This is a genomic window from Avibacterium volantium, from assembly GCF_900635775.1.
GTDB lineage: Bacteria > Pseudomonadota > Gammaproteobacteria > Enterobacterales > Pasteurellaceae > Avibacterium > Avibacterium volantium.
The window spans coordinates 741,056-757,889 of sequence record NZ_LR134167.1; the positions used below are offsets into that span (position 1 = coordinate 741,056).

Sequence of the window (16,834 nt, forward strand, 5' to 3'; positions counted from 1 at the left end):
GGAGCTATGTTTGGATTTAGTGGACTAGGAATTGATATTGTCACATTAATTATATTTTTAGCAATGTGTTTTTTATTGGTCACGGGTGTTCCTCTTGCATTTTTGACTGGTCTTATTGCTACTCTGCTTGCAGTAGGTTGGTTTTCACCAGATGTATTACCAATTGTAGTAAATAGAGTATATGGTTTTATGACTAGCTATTCGTTATTGGCAGTCCCAATGTTTGTATTAATGGCATCATTATTGGATAAAACGGGAATAGCAAAAGATCTGTATAACGCAATGTGGCTTACAACAAGAAAATTTAGAACTGGGGTAGCATTACAAACAGTATTGATAGGTGTTTTCTTAGCGACAATGTCAGGAATCATTGGAGGCGAAACTGTTTTATTGGGCTTACTAGCATTACCACAAATGTTAAGACTAGGGTATGACAAGAAGCTTGCGATTGGAACTGTAGTAGCTTCCGGAGCCCTAGGAACAATGGTTCCCCCTAGTATTGTTCTAATTATTTATGGATTAGTTGCTTCAGTTTCTATCGGTGATCTTTTTACGGCTAGTTTTATTCCTGCATTTTTACTTGCTACTATGTATATAGTCTATATTGTAATTCGAGGAAAATTAAATCCAGGACTGTTACCTGATATTCCTGAAGATGAAAGAAATGCTCCTATATCACCAGAAGAAAGAAAAAGAGCTAGAATTAATATTGCTCTGCCAGCAATGATTGCATTACTTGTTTTAGGAAGTATTTATGGAGGAATAGCCTCCGTAACAGAAGCGGCAGCAGTTGGGGTTATTGCTGTACTATGTGTGGCATTCTATCGAAAAGAGCTTAACTTTAATGTAGTAAAAGAGGCTTCTTATACAACAATGCAAACTTGCGGTATGATTATGTGGATTGGTATTGGTGCCTATATTCTTGTGGGGATTTACAATTTAGTTGGAGGGAATCGATTTGTTGAATCAATGTTAATTAGTTCTGGATTACCACCTTTGGGAATTATTTTAATTATGATGGCAATCCTTTTCATTTTAGGTTTATTTCTGGATTGGATTGGTATTGCAATGTTAACAATGCCTATTTTTGTACCTATTGTGCAAAATCTTGGTTATGATCCAATATGGTTTGGGGTTTTATTCTGTGTTAATATGCAAGTATCTTTTTTATCCCCTCCATTTGGCCCAGCCGCTTTCTATTTGCATAGTGTAGCCCCAAAAGGTGTTGAATTAGTTGATATTTTTAAATCAGTTTTACCTTTTATTGCAATTCAGCTTGTATTACTCGCTTTACTAATTTTATTTCCTGATATTACGCTCTTTTTGATTCGTTAATATATAAATTAGCCTACTACTCTTAGAATAATAGCGAAATAATATATCTCGCTTTATTTTAGGAGTAGCCCTGGATAACTAGACCGTTCTCTCTTTAACTAATTGTTTTTAAATGTAAATTTCAGTTTCATGTTATTGTGATTAAAGCGTTATTCACATTCCTTTAAATAAAGTTCAATGGGGATACAATCAAATTTGCGTAAATGGCGTTTTGCTTGGCTCCAAAGAGGCGAAAATAACTAAATTTACTCGTATCAAGCACATCATAACTACGATAAGTATCCATATAAACAATACTACTAGGCTTTACTAATTCCTGAATAATTGGTAATAAGGTGGTAGATTGAGTATTTGGAATCGCAACGGTGTAAATCTTGCCATTACGCTTAAGAAGCCTACCCCCCAATTTTAGCCACATTTACCTCTGCTGCCTCCACCAAAATAACTTTTATCAGCTTCAATTTCAGCTTTAAATATATCTAAATAAAGGCTGCTTTGATAGATAAGCAGATGTAAACGATGAAAGTAATATGCCGCAGTTATTTTGTTTATATTGCTCAATTCTGCAGGAGCCTTTACAGTAATACCTGCAACAAATAATTCAATGAGTTTATTTTGTTTGCGCTAACTTAGACAACTTTTTCTCATTGGCTCATTCTAAGCTAAATAGAATTTTTAGTCATTATCTAGGATAGCTCTTAAACTTTTAATGATCTTAATCAAGTTTTTTGCTAGAATCACACAGAATTTTAACTCCAACATTTTATTCAGAAGGAAAAAATTATGGCTTATACATTACCAGAATTAGGTTACGCTTATGATGCGTTAGAACCGCATTTTGATGCGCAAACAATGGAAATTCACTACAGCAAGCATCACCAAGCTTATGTGAACAACGCTAACGCCATTTTAGAAACGTTACCGCAATTTGCTGAGCTTTGCCCGGGTGAGTTAATCACCAAATTAGCAGAAGTGCCAGCAGATAAACGCACAGGTTTACGCAACAATGCCGGCGGCCACGTTAATCATAGCTTGTTCTGGAAAAGCTTGAAAAAAGGCACTACCTTACAAGGCGCGTTAAAAGACGCCATTATCCGTGATTTCGGTTCTGTGGAAGCATTCCAAGCAGAATTTGAAAAAGCTGCGGCAACCCGTTTCGGTTCTGGCTGGGCGTGGTTAGTGTTAAACAACGGTAAATTAGAAGTAGTTTCCACTGCAAACCAAGACAGCCCATTAATGGGTAAAGAAATCGCAGGTTGCGAAGGCTACCCTATTTTCGGTTTAGATGTTTGGGAACACGCATACTACTTAAAATTCCAAAACCGCCGTCCAGACTACATTAAAGAATTCTGGAACGTAGTAAACTGGGATTACGCAGCAGAGCGTTTTGAGAAAAAAGTGAACATCTAATTCATCATTCAAAATGAATTTCATCTTATCCCCTCTTTGATGAGGGGATTTTTTTATCTTTCTTCTAAAAAAAATAGGCAAGTTATTCACTCGCCTATTTTCCGATTTAGCTAATTTAAGAGGTTTAGATTAAAAATGCGTTGTTTAGCGAGCAACGCTTAAACAAGGCTGAATTTGGTTTAAGATTTCTTTTACTAAACGTGCAGGGGCGGCGACCACGTTGCCTGATGTTAAATAGCTGTGTCCGCCTTCAAAATCTGTGACTAAACAACCAGCTTCGCGGGCGATAAGATCACCTGCTGCAATGTCCCAAGCTTTCACGCCCATTTCAAAATAGCCATCAACACGGTTAGCGGCTACATAGCACATATCTAACGCAGCTGAGCCAGTACGACGGAAGTCAGCCACTTTTCCTTCATTGACAAGATTGCTCATCATTGCAAATTGCGTTGGCATTGCCGACATTTTTTTGAATGGGAAACCGGTAGCTAAGATTGCGCCTTGCAATTCACGTTTGGTGTTTTCTGCACGCAGACGTAGTTCGTTGATTTTTGCGCCTTGTCCACGCACAGCGGTGAAGAGTTCATTACGGATAGGATCATAAACCACGCCAACTTCGGTTCTGCCTTTCACGCGAACCGCGATAGAAACCGAAAAGTGCGGTAATCCTTTGATGAAATTTGTCGTGCCATCTAGTGGATCAATCACCCATTGCACATCGCTTTCTTTACCTTCTAACGCGCCACTCTCTTCAGTAATAATGGTATGGTCAGGATAGGCTTTTTGGATCACATCAATAATAGCTGCCTCAGACGCTTTATCAATATTGGTAACAAAATCATTCGCGCTTTTTGCCACCGCTTGAATATCATCACGGCGTTCATAACCTTTAGCAATAATATTGCCCGCTTTTCGTGCCGCACGAATAGCGATATTTAACATTGGATTCATATTTCCACCAAATTTTAAAGAACATCATTTAGGGGTAAGGATTATAGTGATTTTTTAAGCAAAAAGCGAGAAAAACCCTGTTGGGCGTGAAAAATTTTCCTATTTCTGACCGCACTTTGTGGGTATTGTGCTAGAATGACCACAATTTGTAGTCAGATAATGCAGAATCAAAATGTTAGAAAATATTCGCATTGTGCTTGTAGAAACCTCTCATAGCGGCAATATTGGATCAGCGGCGCGTGCAATGAAAACAATGGGATTAAGCCAGCTTTATCTCGTTGCGCCAAAACAAGCTGTTGATGAGCAAGCCATTGCGTTAGCGGCGGGGGCTGATGATGTGGTGAAGAACGCGGTTATCGTGCCAACCTTTGATCAAGCTGTGGCAAATTGTGAATTTGTTATTGGCACAAGCGCTCGCCTGCGTCATTTGCAAAACACCTTACTTGAACCTCGAGCTTGTGCGGAAAAAGCGGTCGTCTTTGCAAAGCACCATAAAGTTGCCATCGTGTTCGGGCGCGAACGTATTGGGCTAACCAATGAAGAATTGCTGAAATGTCGTTATCATTTAACCATTCCTGCCAATCCTGATTATTCTTCGCTGAATTTAGCAATGGCAGTGCAATTAATATGCTATGAATTACGAATGGCGTGGTTGGAAGAAAATAAACAAGATGTGGATTTATCACTTTCATCAATAGAAAGCACCTATCCAACGGCGCAGGAATTAGAATACTTTTTTGCCCATACGGAACGCCTTTATCAACAGCTAGGTTTTATTCAAAATCAAGGGGTTATGCAAAAATTAAGACGTTTATATCTGCGTGCTGAAGTGGAAAAAAATGAATTAAATATCCTACGCGGAATGTTAAGTGCGGTGGAAAAAAGCGGAAATTTCAATAGGGAATAGTTGACTAATTTAGAAGGTTATGTAAGATAGCCGCCTAATTGCTAGAAGGAAGTAGAAGATGAAATTAACGTCAAAAGGTCGTTATGCTGTAACTGCGATTTTAGATATTGCATTAAATACTGAAAATGGCCCTGTTAGCTTGGCTGATATTTCAGAAAGACAGCATATTTCCCTTTCTTATTTAGAACAATTATTCGCAAAATTACGCCGCCACGGTTTGGTGAAAAGTGTGCGTGGCCCCGGTGGGGGGTATCAGCTTGGGCAGCCAAGCGATAAAATTTCCATTGGAATGATCATCGCTGCGGTGAATGAAAATATCACCGTAACCCGTTGCTTAGGACAAGGGGATTGCAAAGGCGGGCAGCAATGTTTAACCCATTCGTTATGGGACGAACTCAGCCAGCGAATTGAAAATTTTTTAAATGAAATTACTTTGGCGGAACTGGTGGAAAAACATCATCAGGAAAAGCCTCAGCACCGTCATCATAAAGATTTTGACAATTTAGTGATGCTAAACGAAAGCGCTTAGTGTTTTATCATCAAAATCTTTTACCTTAAAAATAAAGCTCTTAGCTTTAATAAAGTGAAGCCCTTAGCTTTAATAAATAAAGTGCGGTGCAAAATAATAGATTTTTTTAGGAGTGTAGAATGAAATTACCTATTTATTTAGATTATGCGGCAACTTGCCCTGTGGACGAACGTGTTGCCAAAAAAATGATGGAGTTTTTAACCATCGAAGGCACGTTCGGGAACCCTGCTTCCCGTTCTCATAAATTCGGCTGGCAAGCAGAAGAAGCCGTTGATGTGGCGCGTAATCACATTGCCGATTTAATCGGTGCGGATAGCCGTGAAATCGTGTTTACGTCAGGCGCAACAGAAGCGGACAACCTTGCCATTAAAGGGGCTGCCCATTTTTATCAAACCAAAGGCAAGCACATCATCACTTGCAAAACCGAACATAAAGCGGTGTTGGATACTTGCCGTCAATTAGAACGTGAAGGCTTTGAAGTTACCTACTTAACACCGAAATCAGACGGTTTAATCGACTTAGAAGAATTAAAAAATGCAATGCGTGATGACACCATTTTAGTGTCGATTATGCACGTTAATAACGAAATTGGTGTGATCCAAGATATTAAAGCCATTGGCGATCTATGCCGTGAACGCAAAATTATTTTCCACACCGATGCCACCCAAAGCGTAGGTAAATTACCGATCAATTTAGCGGAACTGAACGTGGATTTAATGTCTATGTCAAGCCACAAACTTTACGGGCCAAAAGGGATTGGTGCGCTATATGTACGCCGTAAACCTCGCGTTCGTTTAGAAGCGATCATTCACGGCGGCGGCCACGAACGTGGTATGCGTTCAGGTACATTGCCTGTTCACCAAATCGTGGGTATGGGCGAGGCTTATCGCATTTGTAAAGAAGAAATGGCAACCGAAATGCCACGCTTAAAAGCATTACGTGATCGTTTGTACAACGGCTTAAAAGACATTGAAGAAACCTATGTAAATGGTTCAATGGAACACCGTGTGGACAACAACCTAAACATCAGCTTCAACTATGTAGAAGGTGAAAGCTTAATGATGGCATTGCGTGATATTGCCGTTTCATCAGGTTCAGCTTGTACTTCAGCCAGCCTTGAGCCGTCTTATGTGTTGCGTGCTTTAGGACTAAACGATGAGCTTGCACACAGCTCAATCCGCTTTACTGTGGGACGTTACACCACCGAAGAAGAGATTGACTACACCATCAATCTGGTGAAAGGTGCGGTGGAAAAATTAAGAGAATTATCCCCATTATGGGATATGTTCAAAGAAGGCATTGATCTTAACTCAATTGAGTGGACTCACCATTAATTTAGCAAAAGGAACAGAAAAATGGCATATAGCGACAAAGTAATCGATCATTATGAGAACCCGCGTAACGTAGGTTCATTCGACAAAAAAGATCCCACCGTGGGAAGCGGAATGGTGGGTGCGCCTGCTTGTGGCGATGTAATGCAGTTACAAATCAAAGTGAATGATGACGGCATTATTGAAGATGCAAAATTCAAAACCTACGGCTGCGGTTCAGCCATTGCTTCAAGCTCATTGATCACTGAGTGGGTGAAAGGCAAATCTCTTGATGAAGCTCAAGCCATCAAAAATAGCCAAATTGCGGAAGAATTAGAACTTCCACCAGTAAAAGTGCATTGCTCCATTTTGGCAGAAGACGCCATTAAAGCAGCTATCGCTGATTACAAAGCAAAACGCGGCGAATAATTTAAGCAAATAAAAGTGCGGTGAAATTTAACCCCACTTTTCATCATTTTGTGGAGAACCTTATGAGCGTAACATTAACCGAAAGTGCAGCAAATCGCGTCAAAACCTTCCTTGCTAACCGTGGCAAAGGCATTGGGTTACGCTTAGGCATTAAAACCTCAGGCTGTTCAGGCTTGGCTTATGTGCTTGAATTTGTGGATACCTTAAACGAAGACGATCAAGTTTTTGAAGATCACGGTGTGAAAGTAATCGTGGATACCAAAAGCTTGGTGTATCTCAACGGCACACAACTGGATTTTGTCAAAGAAGGCTTAAACGAAGGGTTCAAATTCACCAATCCTAACGTGAAAGATGAATGTGGCTGCGGCGAAAGTTTTAACGTTTAATAGGAACACCAATGAACAATCCTTTTGCATTGTTTGATTTGCCAGTGGCATTTTCACTTGATCTTGATCTCTTGAATAACCGTTATTTGGCATTGCAAAAATCCCTGCATCCCGATAATTTTGCACATCGTTCAACGCAAGAACAGCGTTTAGCAATGCAAAAATCGGCAGAAGTGAATGATGCCTTGCAAATATTAAAAGATCCCATTGCCCGTGCTGATAGCATTATTGCCTTGCATTTAGGCAGCCAAAATGTGGAAGAAAAAACCAGCCAAGATATGGCATTTTTAATGCAACAAATGCAATGGCGCGAAGAGCTTGAAGACATTGAACAGCAGAAAGACAGCGATGTGCTAATGCAGTTTTCTGAGCAAATCAGCGCACAACGGCAGGAAATTTTAAGCCAATTAAACACCACACTTTCTGCGCAAGATTGGGCAACGGCACAAATGCTGACGGATCGTTTACGTTTCATCAAAAAACTGTTACTTGAAGTTGAACGCATTGAAGACAACTTAATGGATTTTTAAAGAGAATAACAATGGCTTTATTACAAATTGCGGAACCAGGACAAACCAGCGCGCCGCACCAACACAAATTAGCGGTGGGCATTGATCTTGGCACAACCAATTCCCTTGTTGCCACCGTGCGCAGTGGAATGGCAGAAATTTTATTGGACGAAAAAGAGCGTGCATTAACGCCTTCAATTGTTAATTTTTCTGCCAATCAGCCCGTGCTTGTGGGGTATGAAGCTGGGGAATTAGCCAGTCTTGATCCGCAAAATACCATTATTTCTGTTAAGCGTTTAATCGGCCGTTCCTTGGCAGACGTGCAACATCGCTACCCGAATTTGCCTTACCGTTTTCAACAAAGTGAAAATGGTTTGCCTTTATTTGAAACCGCGCAAGGTGTGCGTAGCCCGATTGAAGTTTCAAGCGAAATTCTGAAAAAATTGACCGCACTTGCAGAAAAACGCCTAGGTGGCGAATTGCAAGGGGCGGTGATCACCGTGCCAGCCTATTTTGATGACGCACAACGCCAAAGTACCAAAGATGCCGCGAAATTGGCAGGGTTAAACGTATTACGTTTACTTAACGAACCCACCGCTGCCGCCATTGCCTATGGCTTAGACAGTGGACAAGAAGGCGTTATTGCCGTTTACGATCTAGGCGGCGGCACCTTTGATATTTCTATTTTGCGTTTATCCAAAGGCGTGTTTGAAGTGCTGGCTACGGGCGGTGATACCGCATTGGGCGGTGATGATTTCGATCATCTCATCGCCGATTGGATCGTGGAAAAATCTGGCATTGCACCGCAAAATGATCAACAAACCCGTGAGCTTTGGAATTTAGCGAAACAGCTGAAAACCGAGTTGTCTGACGCGCAAAGCAGCCGCGTTGAATATCAAAATTGGCAAGGTGAGATTAGCCGCGAAACCTTTAATCAGCTCATTGAGCCTTTGCTGAAACGTTCATTAATGGCTTGTCGCCGTGCATTAAAAGATGCAGGCATCAGTCCGCAAGATGTGCGTGAAGTAGTGATGGTGGGTGGTTCAACCCGTGTGCCGTTTGTGCGTGAAAAAGTGGGCGAGTTTTTCCAACGTGAACCATTAACCTCTATCGATCCTGATAAAGTTGTAGCACTTGGTGCGGCTATTCAAGCGGATATTTTAGTGGGCAACAAGCCAGATAGCGAAATGCTGCTACTGGACGTGATTCCGCTTTCATTAGGGATTGAAACAATGGGCGGTTTAGTGGAAAAAATCATTCCACGCAACACCACCATTCCTGTGGCAAGAGCGCAAGAGTTCACCACCTTTAAAGACGGCCAAACCGCAATGAGCGTGCATATTGTGCAAGGTGAGCGTGAAATGGTGGCAGATTGCCGATCCCTAGCTCGTTTTACCTTGCGTGGTATTCCGCCAATGGCAGCAGGGGCTGCGCATATTCGTGTTACCTATCAAGTGGACGCAGACGGTTTGCTGAGTGTAACCGCAATGGAAAAATCCACTGGTGTGCAATCTTCCATTCAGGTGAAACCCTCTTACGGGCTAACCGATGAAGAAATTGCTGCAATGCTGAAAGCCTCAATGGAAAACGCCAAAGAAGACATTCAAGCACGTTTATTAGCGGAACAGCGCGTGGAAGCCACTCGCGTGATTGAAAGCGTGCATTCTGCCTTGCAACAAGACGAAAGTCTGCTTAATGATGAAGAATTAAGTGCGGTGAAAAATGCGTTAATTTCGCTGCAAGAATTAGTACAACAAGAAGATAGCCTTGCCATTAAGCAAGGCATTAAAGCCTTGGATCGTGCCACGCAAGAATTTGCCGCACGCCGTATGGATAAATCCATCAGAACGGTACTTTCAGGGCATTCTATTGATGAAATTGAGAATTTTAAGGAATAGTGATTATGGCTAAAGTGATTTTTTTACCTCACGAAACCCTTTGTCCGGAAGGAATGGTGGTGGACGCTGCCGAAGGGGATAATTTATTAGATGTGGCATTAGATGCAGGCATTGAAATTGAACACGCTTGCGATAAATCCTGCGCTTGCACCACCTGCCACGTGATTATTCGCGAAGGCTTTGATAGTTTAAATGAAAGCAGCGAAGCGGAAGACGATATGCTAGATAAGGCTTGGGGGTTAGAAGTAGATAGCCGTTTAAGCTGCCAGTGCCAAATTGGTAATGAAGATCTTGTGGTGGAAATTCCAAAATACAGCTTAAACCACGCAAGAGAAGAGCATTAAGCATCGCTAAGCAAACTAACTAAGATTTAACTGGGGCGGAGTAAAATCCGCCTATCTATTTTATGGCGAAATATGTCGTGATTTGTTTAAGATCAAATCGCTATAACTCATAAAGATTTAGTTTTTGCCTTTTTAGTAATGAGCTTAGATAATAGTCAGCATTGTCCTGACCTTGAATAGAAGGAAAAATATGAAAATCCAACAAACCATTAAACAAAACCATCTTGGGCTGTTATTCCAACAAGGCTCATTTGGGATTGAAAAAGAGAGCCAGCGTGTACACGCAGACGGTTCTATCGTAACCACTGAACACCCTAAGGTTTTTGGCAATCGATCGTATCATCCTTATATTCAAACGGATTTTGCTGAAAGCCAAGTAGAAATAATCACCCCGCCACAGCATAAATTGGAAGATAGCCTGCGTTGGCTTTCTGCCATTCATCAAGTGGTGCTGCGTTCTATTCCAGAAGATGAATATTTGTTCCCACTCAGTATGCCAGCAGGCTTACCACCAGAAGATCAAATTCAAGTGGCGCAATTAGACAATGCTGAAGATGTGGCTTACCGCGAACACTTAGTGAAATCTTATGGCAAAAATAAGCAAATGGTGAGTGGGATTCATTACAACTTCCAGCTTGATCCTGAACTAGTACAAACCCTTTTTAAAGCGCAGTCAGAATATCAAAGTGCGGTGCAATTTCAGAATGATTTATACCTCAAAATGGCGAAGAATTTCCTTCGTTATCAATGGGTTTTACTTTATTTGCTGGCTGCAACACCAACGGTGCAAGACAATTATTTCAAACAAGGTAGCCCATTAAAAGCAGGACAATATGTACGTAGCCTGCGCTCAAGCCAATATGGCTATGTGAATGATCCTGAAATTAAAGTGTCTTTTGATAGCATTGAAAGCTATGTGGAAAGCCTTGAGCATTGGGTGAAAACAGGCAAGCTCATTGCCGAAAAAGAATTTTATTCTAATGTGCGTTTGCGCGGTGCGAAAAAAGCCCGCGAATTACTTAATAACGGCATTCAATATTTAGAATTTAGATTGTTCGATCTTAACCCATTTGAACAATACGGCATTTCCCTTGCTGATGCGAAATTTATCCATTATTTCGTCTTATTAATGATTTGGCTTGATGAAACAGTGGATCAAAATGGCGTGGAATTAGGCAAGGTAAGATTGGCTGAAGTAGCACTAGAAAATCCCCTTTCACCAACCCAATATGCCGCAGAAGGTGAACAATTATTAAATCAATTATTAGCCATGTTGCAAGAGATTCACGCACCGCAAGAAATCAGTGAAATCGTGCAACAAAAATTACAACAGTTTGCCGATCCTGCTTTAACCCTTGGCGGACGTTTAGTGCAAGCCATTGAAAAAGCAGGTGATTATCAAAAACTTGGGGCAGCCCTTGCGCAACAATATAAAGCCAATGCTTTTGAGCGTTTTTATGCATTGGAAGCCTTTGATAATATGGAATTATCCACTCAAGCGTTATTGTTTGATTTGATCCAAAAAGGCATTAAAACAGAAATTTTGGACGAGCAGGATCAGTTCCTATGCTTGCAAGTGGGCGATCATATTGAATATGTGAAAAACGGCAATATGACCTCAAAAGACAGCTACATTTCACCATTAATTATGGAAAACAAAGTGGTAACCAAAAAAGTGTTGCATAAAGCAGGCTTTAACGTGCCACAAAGTTTGGAATTTACCTCCGCAGAACAAGCCATTGCGAATTACGGCTTATTTGAAGGGCGTGCGGTGGTGATTAAACCCAAATCCACCAACTACGGCTTAGGCATTACTATTTTCCAACAAGGCGTCAGCAACCGTGAAGATTTTGCCAAAGCCATTGAAATCGCTTTCCGTGAAGATAAAGAAGTGATGGTGGAAGATTATTTAAGTGGTACGGAATATCGTTTCTTTGTGTTGGGTGAAGAAACCCTTGCCGTGCTGTTACGCGTTCCTGCTAACGTGGTGGGCGATGGTAAACATAGCGTTGCGGAATTAGTGGCAGCAAAAAATGATCACCCATTGCGTGGCGACGGCAGCCGTACCCCGCTGAAAAAAATCGCTCTTGGCGATATTGAAAAACTCCAGCTCAAAGAACAAGGTTTAACCGTGGACAGCATTCCCGATGCGGGGCGTATCGTGCAACTGCGTGCCAATTCAAACATCAGCACAGGCGGTGATAGCATTGATATGACCGATGAAATGCACCCGAGCTATAAAGCACTCGCAGTTGGCATCACCAAGGCAATGGGCGCTGCAGTCTGCGGCGTGGATCTCATTATTCCTGATCTCCACAAGCCCGCTGAGCCAAGCTTGCAATCTTGGGGCGTAATTGAAGCCAATTTTAATCCAATGATGATGATGCACATTTTCCCTTACTCAGGAAAATCCCGCCGCCTCACATTGGACGTGATTAAAATGTTATTCCCAGAATTGCCAAACTAAAGTGCGGTGCTTTTTTTCTAAATTTTAATAAAAATAGGCTTAAATTTTTAAGCCTATTTTTTATTCTTTAAATAATCTTATTGGTGCTTTGCTAAGGCTGACGTGGCGTATTGTTGCAATGCGTTTAATTCTTGCTTTCCTTTTTCAGATAATACTTTATTGTCTTGTAAAATTTGGCTTGAGCGGGCGACAATAAATTCTAAATAGGTTTTATTGCCCAGTTTTTCAAATTGTTCTTTGGCAAAATACATATCGGCAAAATCTTTATTAATTTGTGAAAGTAATAATTTTTGTCCGACTAATATCATTAAGGCGATCACAAGAGCAATTACCGTGCCATAGCCTTTGGTTGGGTAATAAGCAATGCCGCCAATAATAAAAAGTGCGGTGATTAATTTGGAACTATTTTTTAAATAGCTTTCATTTTCTGGTGGATTAATTAGATCTTTTAACTTCATCAAACTTTCCTTTTTATTATCATTATCAATTTATTTACTCTAATAAAAAAGGCGGTTTTTAACACCGCCCTTTAGTAAATTTTAGTTAGGCTAAAATACCGAAATAGTATCCCACAATGCCCACACCAAACAAGGCAAAAATAATATACATTGCATTAATTTTTTTCTGCAATAAATACATACATAAGAAGGTTAAACCTAACGCGGCAAGCCCCGGAAGCAGTTCATTTAACACGCTTTGCACTGTCGTTACCACTTCTTGCCCTTGTGAATTGACATAGCGCGAGAGTTCAAGTGGAATATTGATGGTTGTCCATTTGGATACCAGCGCCCCCATTACAAATAACCCCAGAATAGAGGCCCCTTGGGTGAGTTTTTGTAAGCGACCACCGCCCATATCCTGCACAATTTCTGTTCCTTTCGCATAACCATAATGGAAACCATACCAACGGGTTAAGGCACGGAAAATGTTAATGCCGATAAAGAATAACAATGGCCCTAATAGGCTTCCGCTAATGGCTAAACCTGCCCCTAAGGCGGCGAGAACAGGGCGTAATGTTCCCCAGAAAATAGGATCACCCACACCAGCTAATGGCCCCATTAGCCCCACTTTCACGCCACTAATCGCAGCGTCATCAATGTCTGTCGCGCCGTTAGCGCGTTCTTGTTCCATTGCTGCTGTAACACCAATGATTGACGAGGCAACCCAAGGTTGCGTATTAAAAAATTCAAGGTGGCGTTTTAACGCATCGGCTTGATCTTCTTTTTTGCTATATAAGCGCTTGATTGCGGGGATCATTGATACACAAAAACCCATTGCTTGCATACGCTCAAAGTTAAATGAGCCTAATAAAAATGTCGAACGCCAGTAAGTGCTACGAATATCTGCTTTAGTTAATTGTTTTTTCTCTGACATAATCAATTCCTTCTCTTATAGACCTTCAAGTTCATCATCGGCAAGTTCTTTTTTCGCACTTGCAGCAGGCAAGGTTGCCTGATTAAAACGTGGGTTTAATTGAATATAAATTAATGCTAAACAAGCCCCTAATAAACCTAAGCCAACAAGGTTATAGTTAGAGAATGAAGCAATCACGAAGCCCACAAAAAAGAACGGCATTAATGCGCCAGCACGCATCATATTAATCACCATTGCATAACCCACAACCACGATGAAGCCCCCTGCAATTTGCAAGCCACGAGTTACCACGTCAGGAATCGCATTTAAAGCTGTGGTTACGGTATCTGTGCCTGCCACTAATGCCACGAAGAAAGTTGGAATAGCTACCCTTAATGCTTGTAAGGCTAAGCCTGAAAAATGGCACAATTCAATACCTCTGAAATTCGCCTGTTTAGCAAAATCATCGGCTTTATGTTGTAAGAAAATCGTGAGGGTTCGCACAAAAATGGTTAGCACCTGCCCTGCGGCTGCCACAGGAATGGCGATAGCGATCGCCGTGCCTTTATCTTGCCCGCCCTTGATCACCAAAATAGCTGCGATCACCGAGGCTAAGGCTGCATCAGGCGCCATTGCTGCCCCAACGTTCATCCAGCCAAGCGCAAGCATTTCAAGCGTACCGCCAATAATAATGCCAGAAGTAATATCACCTAGCACTAAACCAATTAGCGTACAAGCCACTAGTGGACGGTGAGTTTGTCTTTCATCTAACACGCTTCCCATACCGCAAATTGCGGCAACAAGGGTAACGAGGATAATTTCCATAGTCGTCATAAATAAGTCCTCTTAATTAGAATTTTAATGCGTCAAGTTTTTGTTTGGTTAATGGTTCTTTCGGGCTGCTTGCCACTTGTTGTAAGCTCAAATCAACCCCTAAGTCTAATAATTTGCGGAAGGCTTCCACATCTTGTTGATTAACCGTAACCGCTTGTGAAAGCTGTTGATTGCCTTCTTTATAAGTCATACCGCCCACATTTACTTTATCCACTTTCACGCCCCCTTCAATTAGGCGAACAATATCTGTTGGATTGGTTACCAGCCACAGAATATTCTTCCCTGCGTATTTCGGATTGTGGTAAACCTTAATGGCTTTTTCTACGGGGATCACATAGGATTTCAAATGTTCTGGCGCAACTTGCAAAAGCAAATCACGGCGAATGGGATCTTCAGACACTTCATCACTCACCGCAAAAATCGCTTCGCACTTCACCGCTTTTGCCCAAGAAGTCGCAACCTGACCGTGGATTAAACGGCTATCAATACGTAATAAGGAAATATTCATATTGCCAGTAAGTGCGGTGCTTTTTTCTGAAGTTTTTGGCGTTTCTGAAGTGGCAACTTGAGCAGGCGCTGCCTGTTTTGTTGTGGTTTTCTCAGGCTGGAACGAACGCACTGCCGCCACCCCTACTTCTTTTGCCGTACTCACTAATTCCGCGAGAGAAGCGCCGTCTTTCGCATCCAGCACTTCAAGCAGCATTGGCAAATTCACGCCAGTTACAATATCCGTATTTTCTCCACGCATTGTGGCAACACGGCTTGCCGCGTTATAAGGGCTACCACCAAATAAATCCACCAAAAATAAAACGGGTTCATTTTCTGGTAATTGGGCAATAATCGCCTGATATTTCTCGACTAAATGCTCACCACCCTCACCTGGTAAAAAGGTTACAACGTGGGTATTTTCATCTTCGCCGTAAACCATTGCCGCTGAATTTACCAGTTCTTCTGAAAATTTACCGTGCGTTGCAACAATAATATGGGTCATATAACCTCCAAACTTGTTTGAAAAAACGTTTCAGCAAAATAAGTAAAGCAATGCAACCGATTGCAAATACTCAGAAAGTGTAATCCTAATTTTTGGCAGATTAAACGTCTTTTTGTTGAAAATATGATCTGTGTCACAAAAAGAAACGAAGAAAAGATCAGCTATTTACATAACCTTTACTTTTTACTGAGGGATTTTTAGAATGAAAACGCAATTTGGCTCGAAAAGGAGTAAAGACAATGGCATACAAAATGGTTTTCTCAGATATGGACGGCACCTTGCTAAATAGCCAACATCAAATTAGCCCTGCAACGGCACAAGCCATACAACGCATTATGCAGCAAGGCATTCCTTTTATTCCTGTTTCCGCGCGCCCCCCTTACGCTATTTTGCCTTATATGGAACAACTTCATAATGAAAATGAAATTGTCTGCTACAGCGGGGCATTAATTTTAGACAAAAATCTCACCGCACTTTATTCCATCACCTTAGAAAATACGCTTTTGCCTCAACTGGATCAGATCTTAGCCCAGTACCCTACGCTTTCAGTGAGCTATTATTCTCATCTTGATTGGTTTACCACAGATTTAGACAGCCATTGGATTAAGCAAGAAAGCGGCATCACAGGGCTAAGAGCAAAAGAAAAACCGCAACATTTAAGCAATGTTCACAAAATTTTATTAATGGGAGAAGCAGCACTGATTGAGCAAATTGAACCTTTGCTCAAACAACAATTTCCACAGCTTTCTATCTACCGTTCTAAAAAAGAATATTTAGAAATAATGAACAAAGCGGCAACCAAAGCCAATGCCATTCAATTTATGGCACAGCGAGCAGCCGTAGATAAAGCAGACATCATTGCTTTTGGCGATAATTTTAATGATCTTGATATGCTGCAATATGTGGGCCTAGGCATTGCAATGGGCAATTCACCAGAGGAAATTAAACGCATTGCCAAACAAGTCACTGCGAGCAATGATGAAAACGGCATTGCATTAAGTTTAAGGAACATTTTTTCGCTTTCCTGTTAAGGCGGTAAAATGCTTTCCGCCTCGAAGCACAAAAAAATCTAATTCTAGCAATAAATTAATATCTTAGATCCCTTTTTCGCAATGTGATCTAGCTCAATTTTTTCGCCTAATGAAATGACTATAATGATTTCACGAACAACCGAGCATAAG

17 protein-coding genes and 1 pseudogene are annotated in these 16,834 nt (G+C 41.2%); 12 read left to right on the forward strand and 6 right to left on the reverse strand.

Translation table 11 applies throughout. The annotated features are described in order from the left end of the window. Positions 1-6 precede the first annotated feature (6 nt). Positions 7-1,335 (forward strand): TRAP transporter large permease, encoded by a 1,329-nt coding sequence (locus ELZ61_RS03675; protein WP_126371529.1) that lies wholly within the window; start codon positions 7-9, stop codon positions 1,333-1,335. A 78-nt stretch (positions 1,336-1,413) separates the two neighbouring features. Here the strand turns inward: ELZ61_RS03675 and ELZ61_RS03680 are convergent. Further along, positions 1,414-1,941 (reverse strand): annotated as a pseudogene (locus ELZ61_RS03680) (IS1595 family transposase). Positions 1,942-2,118: 177 nt separating this feature from the next. On the opposite strand from ELZ61_RS03680, the gene sodA reads away from it, so the two are divergent. After that, a complete protein-coding gene (gene sodA / locus ELZ61_RS03685; RefSeq protein WP_103853942.1) occupies positions 2,119-2,745 on the forward strand; it encodes a superoxide dismutase [Mn] in 627 nt (208 codons plus the stop codon). Between the two features lie 144 nt (positions 2,746-2,889). On the opposite strand, the gene suhB is transcribed toward sodA, so the two are convergent. Continuing rightward, complete coding sequence (gene suhB, locus ELZ61_RS03690; protein WP_126371531.1) at positions 2,890-3,696, reverse strand: inositol-1-monophosphatase; 807 nt, start codon at positions 3,694-3,696, stop codon at positions 2,890-2,892. A gap of 172 nt (positions 3,697-3,868) precedes the next feature. On the opposite strand from suhB, the gene trmJ reads away from it, so the two are divergent. The 9 genes from trmJ (at position 3,869) to gshAB (ending at position 12,475) form a co-directional block, all read left to right on the forward strand. Continuing rightward, positions 3,869-4,603 (forward strand): tRNA (cytosine(32)/uridine(32)-2'-O)-methyltransferase TrmJ, encoded by a 735-nt coding sequence (gene trmJ, locus ELZ61_RS03695; RefSeq protein ID WP_126371533.1) that lies wholly within the window; start codon positions 3,869-3,871, stop codon positions 4,601-4,603. Positions 4,604-4,661: 58 nt separating this feature from the next. Beyond that, on the forward strand, positions 4,662-5,132 hold the full coding sequence (gene iscR, locus ELZ61_RS03700; RefSeq protein ID WP_103853939.1) for a Fe-S cluster assembly transcriptional regulator IscR: 471 nt from the start codon (positions 4,662-4,664) through the stop codon (positions 5,130-5,132). A 119-nt stretch (positions 5,133-5,251) separates the two neighbouring features. After that, on the forward strand, positions 5,252-6,466 hold the full coding sequence (locus ELZ61_RS03705; protein WP_126371535.1) for an IscS subfamily cysteine desulfurase: 1,215 nt from the start codon (positions 5,252-5,254) through the stop codon (positions 6,464-6,466). 21 nt (positions 6,467-6,487) lie between these two features. Next, on the forward strand, positions 6,488-6,871 hold the full coding sequence (iscU, locus tag ELZ61_RS03710; protein ID WP_035686196.1) for a Fe-S cluster assembly scaffold IscU: 384 nt from the start codon (positions 6,488-6,490) through the stop codon (positions 6,869-6,871). A 62-nt stretch (positions 6,872-6,933) separates the two neighbouring features. After that, positions 6,934-7,257 (forward strand): iron-sulfur cluster assembly protein IscA, encoded by a 324-nt coding sequence (gene iscA, locus ELZ61_RS03715; RefSeq protein ID WP_035686194.1) that lies wholly within the window; start codon positions 6,934-6,936, stop codon positions 7,255-7,257. Between the two features lie 11 nt (positions 7,258-7,268). Beyond that, entirely contained in the window at positions 7,269-7,787 is a 519-nt protein-coding gene (gene hscB / locus ELZ61_RS03720; RefSeq protein ID WP_126371537.1) for a Fe-S protein assembly co-chaperone HscB, read from the forward strand. Between the two features lie 11 nt (positions 7,788-7,798). Further along, entirely contained in the window at positions 7,799-9,664 is a 1,866-nt protein-coding gene (hscA, locus tag ELZ61_RS03725; RefSeq protein WP_126371539.1) for a Fe-S protein assembly chaperone HscA, read from the forward strand. Positions 9,665-9,669: 5 nt separating this feature from the next. Then, positions 9,670-10,008: an ISC system 2Fe-2S type ferredoxin gene (gene fdx, locus ELZ61_RS03730; protein ID WP_017805156.1), complete on the forward strand. Its 339-nt coding sequence runs from the start codon at positions 9,670-9,672 to the stop codon at positions 10,006-10,008. Between the two features lie 190 nt (positions 10,009-10,198). Continuing rightward, a complete protein-coding gene (gene gshAB, locus ELZ61_RS03735; protein ID WP_126371541.1) occupies positions 10,199-12,475 on the forward strand; it encodes a bifunctional glutamate--cysteine ligase GshA/glutathione synthetase GshB in 2,277 nt (758 codons plus the stop codon). Between the two features lie 77 nt (positions 12,476-12,552). Here gshAB and ELZ61_RS03740 read toward each other — a convergent pair whose 3' ends face one another. The 4 genes from ELZ61_RS03740 to ELZ61_RS03755 form a co-directional block, all read right to left on the reverse strand. Beyond that, on the reverse strand, positions 12,553-12,933 hold the full coding sequence (locus ELZ61_RS03740; RefSeq protein ID WP_126371543.1) for a hypothetical protein: 381 nt from the start codon (positions 12,931-12,933) through the stop codon (positions 12,553-12,555). A gap of 85 nt (positions 12,934-13,018) precedes the next feature. Then, complete coding sequence (gene manZ / locus ELZ61_RS03745; RefSeq protein ID WP_103855754.1) at positions 13,019-13,849, reverse strand: PTS mannose transporter subunit IID; 831 nt, start codon at positions 13,847-13,849, stop codon at positions 13,019-13,021. A gap of 15 nt (positions 13,850-13,864) precedes the next feature. Further along, entirely contained in the window at positions 13,865-14,662 is a 798-nt protein-coding gene (locus ELZ61_RS03750) for a PTS mannose/fructose/sorbose transporter subunit IIC (RefSeq protein ID WP_126371545.1), read from the reverse strand. 16 nt (positions 14,663-14,678) lie between these two features. Then, positions 14,679-15,653 carry a mannose/fructose/sorbose PTS transporter subunit IIB gene (locus tag ELZ61_RS03755; RefSeq protein WP_126371547.1) on the reverse strand — a complete coding sequence of 325 codons (975 nt, stop codon included), beginning with the start codon at positions 15,651-15,653 and terminating at the stop codon, positions 14,679-14,681. Positions 15,654-15,892: 239 nt separating this feature from the next. Here ELZ61_RS03755 and ELZ61_RS03760 point away from each other — a divergent pair, with 239 nt between their 5' ends. Then, positions 15,893-16,684, forward strand: a complete 792-nt coding sequence (locus ELZ61_RS03760) for a Cof-type HAD-IIB family hydrolase (protein WP_126371549.1) — start codon at positions 15,893-15,895, stop codon at positions 16,682-16,684. Positions 16,685-16,834 lie beyond the last annotated feature (150 nt).